13 protein-coding genes and 4 pseudogenes are annotated in these 16,609 nt (G+C 56.7%); 7 read left to right on the forward strand and 10 right to left on the reverse strand.

Translation table 11 applies throughout. The features are described from left to right. Nucleotides 1–16 precede the first annotated feature (16 nt). The 3 genes from NMG70_RS01885 to NMG70_RS01895 form a co-directional block, all read right to left on the reverse strand. Entirely contained in the window at nucleotides 17–778 is a 762-nt protein-coding gene (locus NMG70_RS01885) for a DUF2334 domain-containing protein (protein WP_254022957.1), read from the reverse strand. Next, nucleotides 771–2,252 (reverse strand): ATP-grasp domain-containing protein, encoded by a 1,482-nt coding sequence (locus tag NMG70_RS01890; protein ID WP_254022958.1) that lies wholly within the window; start codon nucleotides 2,250–2,252, stop codon nucleotides 771–773. The genes NMG70_RS01885 and NMG70_RS01890 overlap by 8 nt, the downstream gene beginning before the upstream one ends. Nucleotides 2,253–2,404: 152 nt before the next feature. Then, a complete protein-coding gene (locus NMG70_RS01895; RefSeq protein WP_254022959.1) occupies nucleotides 2,405–2,686 on the reverse strand; it encodes a hypothetical protein in 282 nt (93 codons plus the stop codon). A 35-nt stretch (nucleotides 2,687–2,721) separates the two neighbouring features. Between NMG70_RS01895 and NMG70_RS01900 the strand changes: the two are divergent. From NMG70_RS01900 to NMG70_RS01920, 5 genes and pseudogenes are all read left to right on the forward strand, one after another. After that, nucleotides 2,722–3,018: pseudogene (locus NMG70_RS01900) on the forward strand (integrase core domain-containing protein); the annotation flags it as partial. 763 nt (nucleotides 3,019–3,781) lie between these two features. Continuing rightward, complete coding sequence (locus tag NMG70_RS01905; RefSeq protein ID WP_254022960.1) at nucleotides 3,782–5,839, forward strand: LamG domain-containing protein; 2,058 nt, start codon at nucleotides 3,782–3,784, stop codon at nucleotides 5,837–5,839. Nucleotides 5,840–6,117: 278 nt separating this feature from the next. Next, nucleotides 6,118–7,395 (forward strand): O-antigen ligase family protein, encoded by a 1,278-nt coding sequence (locus NMG70_RS01910; RefSeq protein ID WP_254022961.1) that lies wholly within the window; start codon nucleotides 6,118–6,120, stop codon nucleotides 7,393–7,395. Next, the gene (locus NMG70_RS01915; protein WP_254022962.1) at nucleotides 7,392–8,357 is read left to right on the forward strand and encodes a glycosyltransferase family 2 protein; all 966 of its coding nucleotides are present in this window, start codon (nucleotides 7,392–7,394) and stop codon (nucleotides 8,355–8,357) included. The genes NMG70_RS01910 and NMG70_RS01915 overlap by 4 nt, the downstream gene beginning before the upstream one ends. 280 nt (nucleotides 8,358–8,637) lie before the next feature. Further along, complete coding sequence (locus NMG70_RS01920; RefSeq protein WP_254022963.1) at nucleotides 8,638–9,741, forward strand: glycosyltransferase; 1,104 nt, start codon at nucleotides 8,638–8,640, stop codon at nucleotides 9,739–9,741. Nucleotides 9,742–9,806: 65 nt separating this feature from the next. Here the strand turns inward: NMG70_RS01920 and NMG70_RS33165 are convergent. The 4 genes and pseudogenes from NMG70_RS33165 to NMG70_RS01935 form a co-directional block, all read right to left on the reverse strand. Further along, nucleotides 9,807–9,961, reverse strand: a pseudogene (locus tag NMG70_RS33165) (IS21 family transposase); the annotation flags it as partial. 141 nt (nucleotides 9,962–10,102) lie between these two features. Then, on the reverse strand, nucleotides 10,103–11,971 hold the full coding sequence (locus tag NMG70_RS01925; RefSeq protein WP_254022964.1) for a Wzz/FepE/Etk N-terminal domain-containing protein: 1,869 nt from the start codon (nucleotides 11,969–11,971) through the stop codon (nucleotides 10,103–10,105). A gap of 571 nt (nucleotides 11,972–12,542) precedes the next feature. Further along, nucleotides 12,543–12,785: an exopolysaccharide production repressor protein gene (locus NMG70_RS01930; protein ID WP_254022965.1), complete on the reverse strand. Its 243-nt coding sequence runs from the start codon at nucleotides 12,783–12,785 to the stop codon at nucleotides 12,543–12,545. A 468-nt stretch (nucleotides 12,786–13,253) separates the two neighbouring features. Beyond that, nucleotides 13,254–13,394 (reverse strand): annotated as a pseudogene (locus NMG70_RS01935) (molybdate ABC transporter permease subunit); the annotation flags it as partial. A 179-nt stretch (nucleotides 13,395–13,573) separates the two neighbouring features. On the opposite strand from NMG70_RS01935, the gene NMG70_RS01940 reads away from it, so the two are divergent. Further along, complete coding sequence (locus NMG70_RS01940; protein WP_254022966.1) at nucleotides 13,574–14,815, forward strand: polysaccharide biosynthesis/export family protein; 1,242 nt, start codon at nucleotides 13,574–13,576, stop codon at nucleotides 14,813–14,815. A gap of 188 nt (nucleotides 14,816–15,003) precedes the next feature. Here NMG70_RS01940 and NMG70_RS01945 read toward each other — a convergent pair whose 3' ends face one another. The 3 genes and pseudogenes from NMG70_RS01945 to NMG70_RS01955 form a co-directional block, all read right to left on the reverse strand. Next, nucleotides 15,004–15,342 carry a hypothetical protein gene (locus NMG70_RS01945; RefSeq protein ID WP_254022967.1) on the reverse strand — a complete coding sequence of 113 codons (339 nt, stop codon included), beginning with the start codon at nucleotides 15,340–15,342 and terminating at the stop codon, nucleotides 15,004–15,006. Between the two features lie 114 nt (nucleotides 15,343–15,456). Beyond that, nucleotides 15,457–15,648 (reverse strand): annotated as a pseudogene (locus NMG70_RS01950) (hypothetical protein); the annotation flags it as partial. After that, on the reverse strand, nucleotides 15,639–15,866 hold the full coding sequence (locus tag NMG70_RS01955; RefSeq protein WP_254022969.1) for a glycosyltransferase family 2 protein: 228 nt from the start codon (nucleotides 15,864–15,866) through the stop codon (nucleotides 15,639–15,641). The pseudogene NMG70_RS01950 and the gene NMG70_RS01955, both read right to left, overlap by 10 nt. Before the next feature lie 406 nt (nucleotides 15,867–16,272). Between NMG70_RS01955 and NMG70_RS01960 the strand changes: the two genes are divergently transcribed. Then, a partial coding sequence (locus tag NMG70_RS01960) for a protein-L-isoaspartate O-methyltransferase family protein (protein ID WP_436798329.1) occupies nucleotides 16,273–16,609 on the forward strand: 337 nt, incomplete at its 3' end.

Raw genomic sequence — 16,609 nt, forward strand, 5'->3', positions numbered from 1 at the left:
TTGAACGTCCGATGCTCTAGCGGGTTGGCTGCACTGCCGCGCGTACCTTTTTGATCTGATCCCGAACCAACCGACGAGCAAGGATAGCGGTTTTGGTAGCGTGCCGGGACAGAACAGACATAGTCAGCGGCCGCGGCAGCTTGGCAGCCTCATACAGACTGACCACTTCAAAGCGTTGCAGACCCCCTACCATCCTTTCGATTTCTACATCGGACATTCCATCAAGATGGATGCATGACGTGTAGACGCCGAATCGCCACCCGTGCGGTCGCGCGAATAGCTGCGGAACCATTGTAAGTTCACCCTCCGAATATGGCCAAAAGCCGTAGCCATCGGTAACATAACGGAAGCCAGTGCGCTCCAAAGCTTTTAGAGTAGTGTTGTCGAATGTATGCCAAGGTGCCATGAACACGTCGGACCTTAGCCCTTCGGCAAGCAATATTTCGGCTCCCGCCGCAAGTCTTTCGGCCTGTATGTCAAGCGGATGACCTGCGAACTCGCTTCGATTTCTGATGCCAAGGTAGTTGGCGTGGCTGATGTCGTAGACGTGCCTGTACCCATGCTGTGCAACTATCCATCCCTCGGTGGAAAGCTGGCGTATCGTATCCCAGAATTCCTTCCTCGGGGCATCGTGGCAAAGCTGGGCGTCCATGCACTCCGGGATAACACCAAGTGTGGCCGTGAAGCCGCGGCGCGACAATCCTTCGACGAAGCGCATGAAAGTTGCCCACTTCATTCTTGGGTGGATATCGTCCACCCTGATCACGAGTTTAGCCAAACGCTTTCCTCACCAGATCGGTTATTCGGCGAAAACACTCTTCATAAACGTCTGAGGACCTGCCGTCCGGGTCCGCCACATCTCCGCTTTCTCCAGCGAGTTCACTCAGCAGAAATACGTTATGGCGCGGGACCCTTCTACGGACCTCGTTGACATGGCGACTTTCGAATACCACGACGTTCTCTGCTCCCGAGATCGCACGCTCCAGAACTGTCGTACGGTGACCCGCTGCGCTCGTGCCAAGAGTTCCTTCGATATACCTTTCGACTTCAATTGAAGCGCGCCGGTCGGACCTTGTCAGTAAACATCCCGATTTGGCCGGAATGCCCAATTGATTGGCAACATAGGCGGCCACAACGCTGCGATTCACATTGCCCTTGCAGATAAATACCACCCCTTTGGACACATCAATCGCATGGCGCTCCGTCCGATGCGGAAGGCGAAGGACGGCTTTTGAGTACAAGGGACCAACTGCACTGACAAACTGATACATTCCTGGCAAAGGATCTGATAATCGCTCAACGTCGAATTGCTCTGTCCCAGAGAACACCATTCGGAAAGAAGCGAGCCAATGAAATAGTTTCTGGGGATTTCGAAGAACCCAGCCAATGTCCTTCTTTAGGTGCCTTGCGAAAACGTTTTCACGCGCCACCACAAGTTCACCGGTTCCCATACCCTGAAAGGCGTTCAAAACTAAGGTGGGATAATCCGCGCCGGCAAAGAGGGAGAGATTGAACGAACCCCAAGGACGACAATTTAACTCCATCAGGTAAAGTTCTCCATCGTGGCGCTTGCATTCAATCATCATCACGCCCGTCCACTCCAGGGCAGCGCTAAGGCCGCTAGCAACCTCTATAATAAGGTCTGTTACTTTCCCAGAGCGCCTGTAAGAGCTCCCGCCACCATAGCCCGGCTCGTGCAGCCGTTCCGTGACGGAGACACCGAGAAGCTGTCCCTGATATGAGGCGAAGTTTATCCCTGCGCCCGGGCCCGAGATGGGCTCCTGGATCAAAAGAGGCACAGGCGTGTCTCTGATCTTGCGCTCTAGCTCATTAGCTGTCTTGACGAAAGAGACCGATGTTCCGATCAGTCGATCGTCAACAATGTGAGACGAGAAGATTGGCTTGGCAAAGCAGGGGAATTCGATTCCAGAAATGTCGCCGTTAGGCGGAACCAGCGACGTTGGCGGGGCCTTCAACCAAGGCGCTACCAAGGAAATCGCGGCGAGCTTGTTCTTTGCCTTCTGAAGAGAGCAGAATGGAGGGCCTAGTATCGTAGTTTTTATATTGTCACGAGCATAGTATACAAGTTCAACAGCGCCATCTGTTATAGGAATAACATAATCAATATCTCCAAGTGCCGTTGCAAGATTTAATGCTGATCGAGGCAAATCAATATTGGGGTTTCCGATTGCAACCCGATTGCGACAATACCTTGATAAATCGGCTACTCTCTTGTTGTTTCCAAACTGCACGTGTGTAATATCGTGCCCGGCTTGACCCAAGGATCGACACACCGCAAGGCCGGCTCGATCGGTTGCGTCAACTAAGGCAATCTTCATAATCGTTAATAATCGGGAGTTGTTATTTGGGGGGTCTTGTCGTACTGCGCGCCAACGACTTTTTTTCAGTCCAATTCGAGGCTCGAGAGTGGGGCCAGTGTTACTTGCCTGTTAGCAGGCTGGACGTTCTGACTCATCGCCTCCGGCTCCGACACGTTCACCGCCTGCACGACTTGAGTTTTAGGGCGATCCGAAAACATGCCTCGCAAATACAGCTTGATGGATGACCCCGGAGCTTCGAACAACTGGGCGAAGACAAAGGCGATGGCCATCACCACGGCAAGGGTTGCTAGGTAGATGCTGAAAGTTCCGGCGCTAATATATCCCGGAAAGGGGGTGTAACGCAAGCAGTGGCCGGTGGATCAAATACAGCTGACCTGCCCCTATGCAGAACGGCTTCTGCGAGAGCTTCAACGGCCGTATGCGCGACGAGCTCCTGAACGAAACCCTGTTCTTCGGCCTCGACCATGCCCGAACGACGATCGCCGAATGGGCCGACGACTACAACCGATCGCGCCCACATTCTGCGATCGGATACATCACGCCTGCGGCCTATGCCGCCAATCTCACCGCAACGGACGATCGGCTGCGCAACCCCGACCAGCTCCGCCGATCGTCCGTTGCTCACCCCGCGCCATACGGCGTAAAACCCGCCGAGGCTCTAATTGCAGCCGGATGAAAATTCAGGGGCAGGTCAAACGCTATGAAGTCGGGAAAGCGAATTCTCGCTTGATGCAAGCGAGGCGTTTGTATCGAGATTATCGCGCGCCTCATTGGCTCGACGGATGGTATAATAGGGGAGCGAATATATCAACGCTGTGCCGAGCGCCAACATAGTTAACTACGATCCGTGGAACCGGGCGCTGCTTGATTAAGAGAATGTGAAAAGACGAAGATTGTAGTCCAGCGCGGGCTGGTGGCGGGGGTCGCAGGCGGTGGTGAATGTGGCCAGGACAATTGGCTAAAGCTTCCTTACGGCTAGTTTGAGCGAACGGGTCAGAAGTTGTCGGCTCCATAGCCGAACAATTCCGCGGTTGCCTGTCCAAATCCGCTGTCGCTCTGAATGATCGAGGCGGGCAACCGCTCGGGTGTTGACATCTGGTGCGATGTGATCGGGTGCTTCATCCAACCTTATCCGCAGCTTCGCTTGACCCACCCCGGCCAAAGCAATTCAATAGAAGCGCATTGGGCGGAAGAGCTTTCTCCGGCCTGGTGGGAGACAAGGCACCGATCCTATCAGCGGTCAGCATCTCTTTCTCCATATCGGATGAGGCGTGCGACCTACTTTCCCTTGTTGTCGCTGAAGCCAACCGGAAACCCTTATGATATGCTGCGGAGCTTGTGAGGAGAAGCGCGATAATGGATAACAGGTGTCCATGGTGGAGTCTTACCCCGAAACCAGCGACTATTGGCGCGACGTGAGATAAGTAAGGCACACGATAATGGCCAACCGCATCTCTCGCCGAGATCTGGCGCGGGCCGCATGCGCCGCCCTTGTGCTGACGGCGTCCGGTCGCCCAGGACGGGATGCTCGCGCCGCCGGTCCGGCGCAAGGCTCGCAGCCGAAAGCTCACTCCTGGCATCCTGGTCTGTTCCCGGAAATGATTGTGAAATCCTGGTTTCAGGAGGATTTGGCCGAAGGCGAAGTCTCCTCATGGAAATCGGGCGGCGTGAAGCCGGTGGCTGCGATGCAGGCCGAGCCCTCCCTGCGCCCGACAAAGCTTCCGAATAACGGCGGCGTTCTCTTCAAGAAGGGCACGAAACAGGCATTGACTTGGCCCGCCGATAACGATGCCCCGTATCTTCACCGCTGGTGGCTCGTGATCGCCCGGTGCAATTCGGCGATCAATGCCGACGCGGAAAACGTTTCCGTTCTTTGCGTCAATGGCGCGGAGGGTGGCCCGGTGCATCGCCAGCCCCAGGTCGGTTTCAAGCCCTCGGCCGGCACATTCGTTTCGCGGCTCCATGACGGCAAGCTCAAGAGCGAGGAAGGGCAATGCTCGACGGATTTTGGCGACTGGAATGTCATGGTCGGGTACCGCCGCGGGTTCGTGATGCAGGCTGTGGTGAATGGGGTCAAGACGGCCGGCCAGACGATTTATGCATTGGCGCCCAACCGGATGAAATCGCAGAGCTTCATGGGCGATGTGAACAATCCGATGAGGGCCGATGTCGCAATCGATTGCGTCATCATCGGGCAAAGCGAACTAAATGACTCGCAGATCGACAAGCTGATGGGATGGGGCATGTGGCGCGCCGGCCGGCAAGCCGACCTGCCCGACGATCATCCCTATCGCCAGAGCCCTCCTTCAGCCGTGGATGCGAATGACAAACCGGCACGTTATGCGTTCGATGCAGCCTCGTGGGCGTCCTGGGCAGCCATCGGCAAAGAGCGGCGATATGCTCATCGTGGTGAGGCGGCGCCGCCGATCCGCGCTTACACAACGGTTTTTTTTGACGACTTCGAATCCAACTCGGTTGTCGATGATTCCACAGGCGAGCAAAGCAGCATCTGGTATGCGCCGACCCATCTGACGACCGTCGGTGTTGACGCCCAGACTCAGCGCATCTCGGGGTCGCCCTCCTCCTATGTGCACGACGCCACCAGCCACACGCTGACGCTCCGGCTCTTGCACAAGGGCCGTTGGCGAACAGGTGCGTTCTCTTCCGTGAACAACAATGGCCAGGGGCGGTGTTGGGGAAAGGGAATCTTTGAGATCCGCGCCAGACTGCCGAAGATACTCGCGCCCCGCCCGGGATTTTTTCCTGCTTTCTGGGCGTATGGGAAGGAGCAACTATTCTGGCGGACGCGCAATCGTCTTGAGACGGACTTTTGGGAATATGACGGTCTCAACGGGGCCTATATCAACATCAGCCAGCACGTGCACAAACCCAGACTCGGCTATGCAGATCCACATATCACGCCAAGTGGCGTGCACCGGAAAATCGCCGGCTATCAAGTCGACCCATCGAATGGCTTTCCCGCGACGATCGACATATACGATGGCGAATTTCATACTTGGTACGCGCAGATCGAGGATGATTACACGTATTTCGTGATCGACGGCTATGAAGTAGCGCGCGTTCCGACGACACCGGAACTCGCAGCGAAAAAATACATCATGGTGGATTTCGCCTACCATGAAAAAAAGGGTCGCGCTCAACCGAACCCGTCGCAGACGTATGACATGGTGATTGACTATATAAGGGTCCGGCAGACGGAAACGGATCTAGCTAGGGTCCCGACGGCCTTCAGCGCATTGCCGGCCTTCTCGGGCCAGACCTCACCGGGCCAGGCGCTGACCGTCGTACCGAACGTTATTGCGTCGCAAATAGAGTGTCTATGGTATCGTGACGGCGTTCCGATCGTGGGCGAAACCGGCACAAGCTATGAGCTCAGCTCGCGGGATGTCGGGCATAAGATTCGCTGCCATGTTCGCGCGGTCTCTGTGCTCGACCAGCCAGAAGCCTGGACCCCGGAAAGCGAGACCGTCGGCTAGAACGCATCGACCACGCGTCCCAGGATGCGTCATCACTTTCGTCGGACTGCTGATGAGCTCTGCCACCAGTAAGCCTCCCCGCAGCCGAGGAGGATGAGTTTTCCCAACAGGCGGAAACCTCTTCGATATGCGACTGCCACAGCGGGCGGAACGATGAGGTCGTCGGCTGGAGCAGGGTAAAGTGTTTTTCCGCGGGCTGGCATTGATACATCCAATAAGTTCTGTTTCCGGGGAAGAGAACATGCTAAAGAAAGATCGCCCCCCGCGAGAGAGCTGTGATGCGTTATCTTCTCACATTCGCGGCACTGAGCCTCTTACTGCCAATCAGGCTCGAGACGAATCTTGTATTGCTGCGTCCGTTCGAGCTGATCGCATTGCTGACGCTCTTGATTGGCCTGGCGACGGGGCGTTGGCGAAGATTGGCTTTTTCAGCCGGTTTTCTACTGCTCCTGCCCTTCCTGGGCTGGCACATGGTCTCGGCCTTCAGCGTGGACGCAGAGAATGGCCTGCGCGAGCTGTTGCAGATGTTCGCTGTGGGCGCCTTTGCGTTCGCCCTGGCACAGGAGGCCAGCCGGGTCGACACGCACAAGGCCGTCAACATCTTGCTTTTCGGCATGGTGTTGATCCTCGCCTATACGATCACCTGGCATGTCGCCCATGGCTACTTGGTCGGCTGGAAGCATCTGTTCGATCCGAAGCTCGCGTTCAGCTTCGTTCCAATTGCGCTCGCGGGGCTCCTCATCTTCTCCAATCGGGCCAAGCGGCGCACCCTTTGGCTTGCATGGGCAGGGATACTTCCCCTGCTCGCGCTATCTGGGGAACGCAAGGCGTTATTGATCTATCTCTTTCTGACTGCTGCGCTACTGATGCGCGGACGGCTCGCTGCGATTGTACCGGCGATCGCCGTCGGCTTCGTGGGTCTTTTCGTGCTGGCGACCACAGTGGAAAACTCATATGTCGGAAAGCAGTTGCAGACCATCCTCCATCCGCTGAGCATGGGTCAACACGAATACCTGGCAGCGACGGGGAAATATGCCCCTGGAGACACGCCGAGCAATGTCCAGCGCGCGTTTGCTTTCACTCTGTCCAGACAACTCATCTCCGAACATCCACTGATGGGCGTGGGTACGAACCAATTCAAGAATATTATCGAGACGGATTTCGGCGGACTTCCTGACGAGTTGCGGCTGGGGATACATGGCGAGTTTCAACGCATCCTCACCGAGAACGGCATCATAGGGCTCAGTCTCTATATTCTCATATGGATTGCTGCATGGTTTCGCTTAAGCCGTACTCTAAGCTGGGCCCTTTCTCACGGATTGATCGGAGCGGCCCAGGCACGGCTTCTGCCCCTCGTGCTCCTTGTTCCTTGCGCCTTTTACGTTGGAACAGAAGCCTCCGGCACACGAGCTTTCGTCACGCTGAGTCTTGTCTCGCTCCTGCCTGAATTGACGCGGCACGGACTTTGCCTATCATTTAGGGTGCGGAGGAGCCACCCCAGGAGCATGAGACATCCTCGATTTCTCGGGAGCCCCTTGCCAGGAAACACGAGATGAGTGTTTCGGTTATCATGACATGTCACAATGAAGAACGCTTCATCGTGCAGGCAGTGGAAAGCGTGATTAATCAGACCGCGTCGAGCCACATCAAAGAGATCATCATTGTCAATGATGGCTCGATGGACGGCTCGTCGGAAGTGATTGCATCGCTGCGTCGCAGGGAGCCGCGCGTACATGTCCTGACGACGGCGGGTATCGGGCTTCCATCGGCGAGGAATCTTGCCATCAGACATGCTGCCGGCGATCTTATTGCGATTCTCGACGGCGATGACTTCTGGGCCGAGGACAAGCTTGAGCGTCAATTAGCCGCCTTGGGCAATGGCTGCAAGGCAGGTCTTGTCTATGGCGATTTTGTCGATTTTTCCGCTCCGGATCTGTCCGATGCTCTACACGTCGCCGTGCGCCGCTATCGCGCGGACCAATGCGATACGCTGCCGACATATTTTCTGCTTGATGGGCCGATTATTCCTTCCAGTATGGTTATGCGGCGGGAGATGGTCGAAGATATCGGGTTGTTCAACGAGGCATTCAGGGTTGGAGAGGATACAGAGTTTTGTATGCGTGCAGCCGAGCGTTGGACATTTCAACATGTGGCCGAAGCACTCGTCTATAAACGGCGCCATGGCTCGAACATAACCCGCAGGCTCGACGCGCTTCTGCCGGTAGCCGAACGCCTCACGCGAGAATGGGTCATGCGACGGCCGGAACTTACGCACTTCGCGCGTCGGCGCAACGGGCGTTTGTACGCAAAGGCGGGCAATGATTGCGTGGCTCAAGGCGAAAAGAAACGCGGAGCGCGCTTGCTCATTCGCGCGATGTGGCACGATCCATTGTCATGGCGGGTGTACGTTTACTTTTTTCTTTGCGCCCTGCCGAGGGGCATGGATCCGCAGGTGCGCCGTGCAGCCAAGCTATTGTTCTACCGCGCCTTGCGCAAAGACTTTGCTGACGGCTCTTAAAGATGCTGGCCGAATGGCGAGAGTTCGAGCATCTCAGGCGGCAGCCCTGGAATCCTTTCGTAGCGATTAATTCTGTACCGCGACACAGGACCATAACGGAGGCGAAATCAGAGCTCTCCGCGGTCGCCAAGTCTCTCTTAACGCGGGTAAGAATTTGAAAGGTTTCCAGACCCCACCACTGAGCCCTCACCACAAGCGCAGGAGAATTCCACACAAGATCGGGTTGTTAGTTGCGACAGTAAATACGAGGTGCAAGAGAATCGGAGCGCTTCACTATCACATGCGAATTCTTTACTTCATCAACGGATTCGATCCCGGTGGCGCCGAGCATGGGCTACTCACCTTGCTGCAAGCAGGATTTTTCAGCGGCCACGAGCTGAAGATTCTCGCCTTTTGCCGTGGTCGCGGGGCTCTTGCCGATGAAATCGCCGCAAAGATCGGAGAGCACAATGTTATCCTGACGTCGCAGAGTGAAGAGCCTTCCTTGCGCACCTTTGTGGGCACGTTCTTTGTAATGTTGCGCCTCATCCGGGAGTGGCGGCCGGATATGGTTGCGTTGTCGCTCAAGCAGGCCAATCTGCTGGGACGGCTTGTTGCGATGTTTGCTCCTCGGTTGCACTGCGTTTCATTCGAACACACTACCCGCTACCGCTCCCGGCGCGCCGCAGGCATTTATGGCCCTGTGCTCAAGGCCCTGTCCTGGCGCGTTGACGAAATCTGGGCTGATTGCGAAAGTACGCTGCAGGAGACGCAAGCATACTTCCTGCCGCGCAGGCGCCGCTCGCATATCGTGCCTTTGTTTTGCGCCGATGAGGCTTCCAGCCACAAGCGCGATTACGCGCTTCACACACCCGTGCGCCTTGCTGCTGCCGGACGGCTTATCGCGCTAAAGAACTTTGACCGCCTGATCGAGGCCATCCGAATGCTCCAAGACCGCGGCGTTTCTGCAAGCCTCGATCTTTATGGCGACGGGCCGGAACGGCAGGCGCTTTCGCGGAAGGCGGATGAGCTCGGCATTGGAGATCGCGTGCATTTCCATGGCTATGTCGCGTGCTGGTCCGAGCTAGCCTGCGATCGTGACATGTTCATCAATCTGTCCGATACGGAAGGGTTCTGCATCGTCGTCGCCGAGGCGATGCTTGCCGGCCTTCCGATTATCGCGACCGACGTCGGCGGTATCCGGGATTACGGCAAGCATGGAGAGAATATGCTGAAGCTTACTGTGCCCTCAGCGGAGATGGCGGTGACCCAAGTGTTAGTGCTCGCGGGCGATGAAACGCTTCGCAAAGAGATCGGAATACAGGCACGACACGATATGCTGGAAGCCTATTCGCAGGATGCTTTGCGCGTCCGCGCCACGGCGGTGTTGGGTGGCGGAATGTAAGGACCGGCAAAGCACTGGCGACCAGGATAGCCGGGCCGATCGTGAATTCTGACTGCTCGGCATCCCACCTGTCCGACATGGTTCTCGACCTGGCCCTCCTCCCAGTCCGATGCCAGCGCGCAGCCCACCGGCTGGAGGAAGCGACGATGTATCGCCGGTCCTTGCCGACGAACACCATCTCCTGCGTCTCGCGCGGATAAGCCCGGACGAAGTTTGTTCGTCAAAGCCGCTCAAGACAAAACAATGCCTGCTCCACAACTAAAGCGCGTCGCGTTTGATCGGCCTCATGCGACGCGCTTTAGGTTGTTGTTTTATGCATGTCGTTATCGCAAAACCGCTGCACACTTTTGCGCGACATGCATTAGGCCTGGTAATACTGATGATAACGTTCACTGTAAAATTCGGCACTGCCGAACTTTTGGTACCGCTTGATTCTTTTGATATCGACCTTGTTGAGCAGAACGCCGATGCATTTATCCGCCAGGATCGGGTTGTTGTTGAGAATTTCGCGCACGAATGTACGAGCGGTCACACCCCATTCAACAACCAGAACAAGGCCGTCGAGGTGCTGGACAAAGGACCTCACGTCCGCGACTGGAGCCAACGGGGGCAAATCAACGACGACGTAATTGAACATAGGGCCGACCTTGAGCAGAAAGTCGCCCATTTTCTCGATAGGCTGCACGGTGTTTGCGAGCTTTTGTTGGCTCTGGTTCACGCCGGGCAGGAACCTCAATGGCAATGACTGATGGGCCAGCAAGTCTCTCGGATTGAGTTCTCCAGCCAACAAGTCGGCCAGACCTCGTTCCCAGCCGTTGGCTAACATAGGGGACAAGCCCGGATTGTGGATATCGGCATCGATCAACAACGTCTTACAACGCTGCATAGCAAGAACCATCGCTAAATTAGCAGCGACCAGAGACTTCCCTTCTCCCGGGAGGCAAGAAACGATGCCGAGCGCCTTGGTGCTCTTCGTTGGTAACTCGACGTCAACAGCGACTTTCACAGTTCGCATCGCTTCAGCGAATTCCGAGCGCGGATGTTGCTCTACCCAGTTGAAAGCGCTGTTCCCCACCTCGATGAATGACGGCTCTCCAGCCGCACGATCGTGCTTGTTTCGGCGAATTGGCTTCCCGTCCAGTAATGGGATCATTCCGAGCGTCTGAAGTCCGAGCTCATCGCGCACTTGAGCCGTCGTGCGGAAAAAGCGCTCCCGGTACTCCCGAATTCCGCCCACACCGGCGCCAACCATGCCGCCGAGCCCGACGCAGAACGCCAACGTAAGACTGCTGTTCGGAGAACTCGGTCTGCTGGGGGTTGGTGCCTCCGAGATAGTCCGCGCCTCCGTCAACGCCACCGAAAGGTTCTGCAGGCTCGCTTGGTACTGCTGGAGGACCTGTTCATATTGCGACTTGAGAGAGGACGCCTCAAGTTCGAGCTGGCGCAAGGTAACCAGCGTTTCCTTGGTCAGCGTATTGTCTGTTCGGAACCTGTGGATTGCGAGCTCGGCATCGACCGATCGCTTCCGCACCGTCTCGAGCTCTTCCGCCAGTGCGCCGCGAGCTCGGACAATCGACTCGTCTTTGGCTCCGACTTGGTCAGAAATATAGATTTCTGCATACTTACTGGCTATTTTTCGCGCCATTTCGGCGCTAGGCGACCGAAATTGGACCTCCAGAATGTAAGAAAGCCCTACACGAGCTACCGTAATATTCTCAGCCAGAATGCCAAATGCCTGCCATCGAGGATCGGATCCTCCCGCGGCACTCGATTTCACCGGCGCTCCGCTTGCTTCGGAACTGCCGATGAATGGCCACCGAGCGACCGATCCTGTGAGACTGTTGAGCAATGAATATGGCGCTGACAAGAAAGCGCGATCGGTAGCAAGACCGAGGCTGTCAACGACCTTTAGCCCGATGCGGTCGGAAAGCAACAATTCGACCTGACTCAGCATCATCGGGTCAAGCTGTGTGGAGCTTCCGCTCTCTGTTAACTTCGTCACGACGGATGGCTGGTTCTTGTCGATCAGGATTCTGGCCGTCGACTCGTACAAGGGCACCTCGGCCCAAAGATACGCCAGCCCCAGCACAAGTCCTGTGAGCGCGCATGTAAGGACGAACCTCAACTGCCGTCGCGCTGCCGCCACGAGTGTTTCGAGATCAATCGTTCCCCACTGAGGATCGCCGAATGTGAAGGCAGAATCCGGGTGCTTTTCAACTTCGCGGAGCATAAGCCTTCAAACCCGTGGCATGAGACTGGCAGCGCATTGGTAGTGATAAACACCATACCACATCATCTGACTAAATGTCTGCAAATTCAGTATCGACGCCCGCGGAGCACAGGGCACACCGCTCGGGGCGGGCATCAGCCCGCTCTTCGCCAAAGGCGCAACTCCTAACCTCGATGCAATAAAACGAAACCTCACGCGGCCCATGCTCCGACTGCCGCAATTCCGCTGCATGTAGTAAGCTCCAATTGAGGAAGAAAATTGAGTCGTATTGCCAAATGGCAAAACATCTGAGCAAGAGATTCCGGGCTCCGGTTGAGCCTGTCCTGCAGGAAACAGGAATGGCTCGTCGATCACTGACGCGCGATAACGATCGCCGCAAGGGTCCTGCGCGCATCTGGCGCCTCGCGGAAAGCCTCTCCGCTGCCCGAATGAGACAGGTTGCAGTCACATTTTGTTTCGTGGTGTGGGGTGTCATCTTGCTGATCGTCCTACTCTAGCAGCCAGAGCCTATAAAGGCGGAGAGTGGCCCGCCTCACTTACTAAGTGGCTCGGCAGTTGCCCCCTTTCGGACTCATCGCGCGATGTGTGACTTCGGAGTCACCGATTCTTTGGAGACCGAGGGAGTCACCGATTGTTTGGAGACCGAGCGCCACACTAGCAGCATGACAGCAACAAAGTACCCAATCTGCATCAAGATCCCACAAATTAACGTTTGGACAAACGTGCTCCAGAGGGAGGCGGTGAGCAAATATGTACTGATGGCGAATGCCAACAGTACTATGATAAGGCCTCGCAAAAAAAGCAAAAACGACATCGCCGTCCCACTCGTAGCCGCGTGACGCGCTCCTTGGCTATCCAGGCCTCAGCGCGTTAACCATCATAACATACCGGAACGGGTCAGAGCGACCGATATATTAGCATGCGCGAATAAATACGCCCCACCCTGTGCCGGTACGCTTGCTTCCAGGCGCGACCAACTCCCGTTCGGCGGCCAAGAGAGGTTTGCCACACGGACTGGCCATGCCATGCGATCTGGATTTAGGCAGAGGCTGAGTCGAGTTGTGTGCGCCAAGCTGAGCAAAATGGGATGGCTTCGACGTTGGTGTGTCCACCGCGCAGCTTCCGTGTTTAGCGGAGCGGCGGATATGGCGGCCGCGCCTCAGGCGGGCCAATGCCGCTCAGGCCACTAGGAAGACGAACGCGACTGCCATCAGCAGGTAGCGCGCGACCGGCTGCTCGCTGGCCGGCGGTGTCGCTTCCGATCGGCGACACGATGGTGACGTCAGCCATAGCGTTTGCGGCTCCACGACTGCACCAGATTGACGACCAGGAGCATCGCGAACGATGGCAAAACCATGATCGCCGCGGTCGCGGCGGCCGCCGGATAGTTGTATTCTTCCAGCCGGATGATAATCAGAGTGGGCCGATCTCGAAACATCGTCTGCCTTGTCGCCGTTGTTCAGAGCGTAAATTCGCCTCAAAGGAATGGCGTTGTGAGAAAGGTCTGCGTCGATGTCATGCTCAAGCATTGCGGGGTGAAAGCGAATGTTGAATAGATCGGTGCGCTGGATGCGGGCAGGCAGCTGCGCTGCGCTCGCATGCATGTTTTTGTTGTTTGCATACGCGATTCCGTCGAATGGCCTTGCCCTAGCAGAAGAGCACAATGTCGGCGAGTACCGCCTGCAGACTGGCGACGTGATCGGCTTCGCTGTCATAGGCTATCCCGAGATGCAAAAGCGAGCTGTGATCGACCAAAGCGGTGTAATCGTGTTGCCGGCCCTAGGCCCCCTAAACGTTCTCGGGAAGACAATAGAGGATGTTCGCAAGGAGGTAATTGAGGTTTTAAAACCAAAATCCCTTCCGCAACGATCCGCCGACGGCACTGAGACTTGGACTGGGTTTTACCCGGATCAGATTGTAGTTGATATTGAGGAATACCGACCCGTCTATATTGACGGGGACATTGCCTCTCCTGGCACTCAGGCCTTCAGACCAGGAATGACTGTCCGACAAGCTGTGGCGGCTGGCGGCGGCTACCAGCTCGGTCGCGGTGAGCTTGAAAACCCTGAAATGACAGCAGCGGACCTGGGCGGCCGCCTCCACATTCTGCGCATCAAGTACCAGGAAAGCGAAATCAAAGCTGCTCGAATAGAGGCGCAGCTGAGCGGCGCCAGAGCGATTGAGGTTCCGGACGCAGAACGTGACCCGAGCCTCGAACCTCGTCGCGACGAAGCTTTGCAGCAGGAGGGGAAGCATCTTGAAGCTGTCTATGCGGATCAGGAGAAGGAGCGCGCTTCGATTAAGTTGGCCACAACCAAGGCGGCGGAACGAATGGGCTACCTGAAGGAGCAGCAGAAGGCGGATCAAGCGGGCGCAGCCGCAGATGCGGCGGAACTTGATCGCCTCAAGAAGCTCTTCGAAAAAGGTCTGGTCCAGATCACTAGCGTCAACAATGCTCAACGCGCAGTGCTCTTGTCAGCGACCCGCGCTTTGCAAACCAGCGCTGAGATCGCTCGACTTGAACGCGACCAAGGGGATTTGCAGCGCAGTCTTGATAAGTTTATCGACCAGGGTCGAATCGACCTGTTGGCTGACTTGCAGACTGAACGCGCGGCGATGAACCAAATGCGCGCCGAGATGGATTCATTGACCAAACAAATCGCCTACGTGATGCAGATGCGCAGCGACCTTGTAGGCGAAGGGGACCGAATTACGATCGGTGTAACCCGCTCCACTGACGGACGGGCAGCGACGACCGAGGCGACTGAAGATACTCTGCTTGCTCCGGGTGACACCATCACAATTACGCTGAAGGTCCCACCAGGAGCGGCGGTCGCGAATTAAACAATTAAATATTGTATAGAGGCGGCGCGTAATTGCACGTGTCCTATGGAAATGTGGTCCGGGCCAAGATCGTTCTGGTGCTGCTCAGGTTCCGGGCAGTGACGTGATTGCCGCGTGCGCCGCCAAAGCCTGGCATCAAACATCTAGCTTCAACAGCTCCGGCTCGGTACGTCCGAACAGGGACGCGCTCACCTCTCCAGATAAATCTTTTCATAAAGAGGCCGAGACTCGGCGTTTCGCATCCGGTTCACTCGAACTTTGATCCAGCGAGGAACCAGCCCCCGGCAGCAGACGTCGACCGTGTGAGGCAGACGTGAAATGGCCGTGCGCGGCTCCAGGACAACGAGCTTCTTCGACAGGTACCAGGCTGCGGAAGGCCGCCCTTGAATCAAAGCCCTCACGGCAAGCCCATTGATCGTGTCAAGCAGATGGGCATTGAGATCGCTCCCAAATTGCGGATATTTCTCGCGAAACTCGGCTAGGACAATTTCATCCGAACGAAACATCTGCATGACATCGCTCGACATGTTGCCGATCGTCCTCCGGTACCCACAGATGTTGGGGCACGACACGAAACTCGTAATACTCCGTTATTCTGAGGCACATTAGAAGATCTTCGCAGCCTTGTGCGTTCCTCGCCCTCAGGGAAGGATCAAACTGTCCTGCCCGCTCGAATGCGGAGCGACTGAAAATATCCGACCGTCCTCGTCGATCTCCGCAAACCAGCAATATGCCAGGCCAACTGACGAGCCTCCTTCCTGCAGGACGCGCAGTTGCAGTGCGATTTTGGATGGAGCCCAAAGATCATCCGCGTCCACGAACGCTAGAAACTCCGCATCGGTGGCAGCGGCGCCGCTGTTGCGTGCGTGCGCAACAACCGCGTTCGGCTGCCTGAAAGGCGTATACGCCGATCTTGCTCGGCATAGGCGGCCACGATCGACGCGGACCGGTCCGTCGACCCGTCATCCACTACGATAATGTCCAGCGCCTGGTGGCTCTGCTGGCAGATGCTGGTCAGCGTCGCGAGAATGGTTCTCTCGGCATTGAACATGGGCACCACGACGCCTATCACATTTAGCTGATGGTGATTCGACCACGACGGCCGAACGGCAAGGCAGAGGTCAACGCGTGGTTCCCGCACGAGGGCAAGGAGATGGTAGCTTGGAACCAGGCTCGAACCTCGGACATGATCTTCACCCAACGTGTGATCCACGAGTCGTGCCGACAACGCTGATCATCGGGGCAAGGATCGTTCAGCCCCGGGCGCAACCGCGCCAGCGCCGAGGTCGCGAAGGCGCTCGGCCACTATCCAAATCTCGGACGCGCCGCAGCCAACGCCAAAATTGCCTCCGGTCGCCGTGTGCCACCGGCAACTGGAACGATGGTGGGGCGTTGCTGTGACGAACAGGATATAAGCCTAACTGGCAGCAAGCCTGGTTTAAGAAAGCCTGACGGTCATGAAGCCAATGAACGAAGAGCATCTGGCGGTGCTACGCAGGCACATGGTCGAGATGATTGCAATCCATACCGACCTTGCAAGCGAAGAGCTCGGCAAGGCGGCGCTCGATGAACGGGTGATGGCAGCGATGCAGCGGGTGCCGCGCCATCTCTTCGTGCCAAGCTCGGTCGCGCCTTATGCCTACCAGGACATGCCACTGCCGATCGGCTTCGACAAAACCGTCTCGCAGCCATTCATCGTCGCGCTCATGACCGATCTCCTTGCTCTCCAACCACACGAGGCGGTGCTCGAGATCGGCACCGGCCTGGGCTACCAAACCGCAATCCTCGCGGAAC

Origin of the sequence: Mesorhizobium ventifaucium (genome assembly GCF_935822925.1) — a bacterium.
Classification (GTDB): Bacteria; Pseudomonadota; Alphaproteobacteria; order Rhizobiales; family Rhizobiaceae; genus Mesorhizobium; species Mesorhizobium ventifaucium.

Bases quoted from the DNA above. Each gene is read 5' to 3' on its own strand.
- NMG70_RS01940 (WP_254022966.1), top strand. From the start codon at position 13,574: ATGTTTTTGTTGTTTGCATACGCGATTCCGTCGAATGGCCTTGCCCTA.
- NMG70_RS01955 (WP_254022969.1), bottom strand. From the start codon at position 15,866: ATGTTCAATGCCGAGAGAACCATTCTCGCGACGCTGACCAGCATCTGC.
- NMG70_RS01930 (WP_254022965.1), bottom strand. From the start codon at position 12,785: ATGTCGTTTTTGCTTTTTTTGCGAGGCCTTATCATAGTACTGTTGGCA.
- NMG70_RS01920 (WP_254022963.1), top strand. From the start codon at position 8,638: ATGCGAATTCTTTACTTCATCAACGGATTCGATCCCGGTGGCGCCGAG.
- NMG70_RS01905 (WP_254022960.1), top strand. From the start codon at position 3,782: ATGGCCAACCGCATCTCTCGCCGAGATCTGGCGCGGGCCGCATGCGCC.
- NMG70_RS01915 (WP_254022962.1), top strand. From the start codon at position 7,392: ATGAGTGTTTCGGTTATCATGACATGTCACAATGAAGAACGCTTCATC.
- NMG70_RS01925 (WP_254022964.1), bottom strand. From the start codon at position 11,971: ATGCTCCGCGAAGTTGAAAAGCACCCGGATTCTGCCTTCACATTCGGC.
- NMG70_RS01945 (WP_254022967.1), bottom strand. From the start codon at position 15,342: ATGTCGAGCGATGTCATGCAGATGTTTCGTTCGGATGAAATTGTCCTA.
- NMG70_RS01910 (WP_254022961.1), top strand. From the start codon at position 6,118: ATGCGTTATCTTCTCACATTCGCGGCACTGAGCCTCTTACTGCCAATC.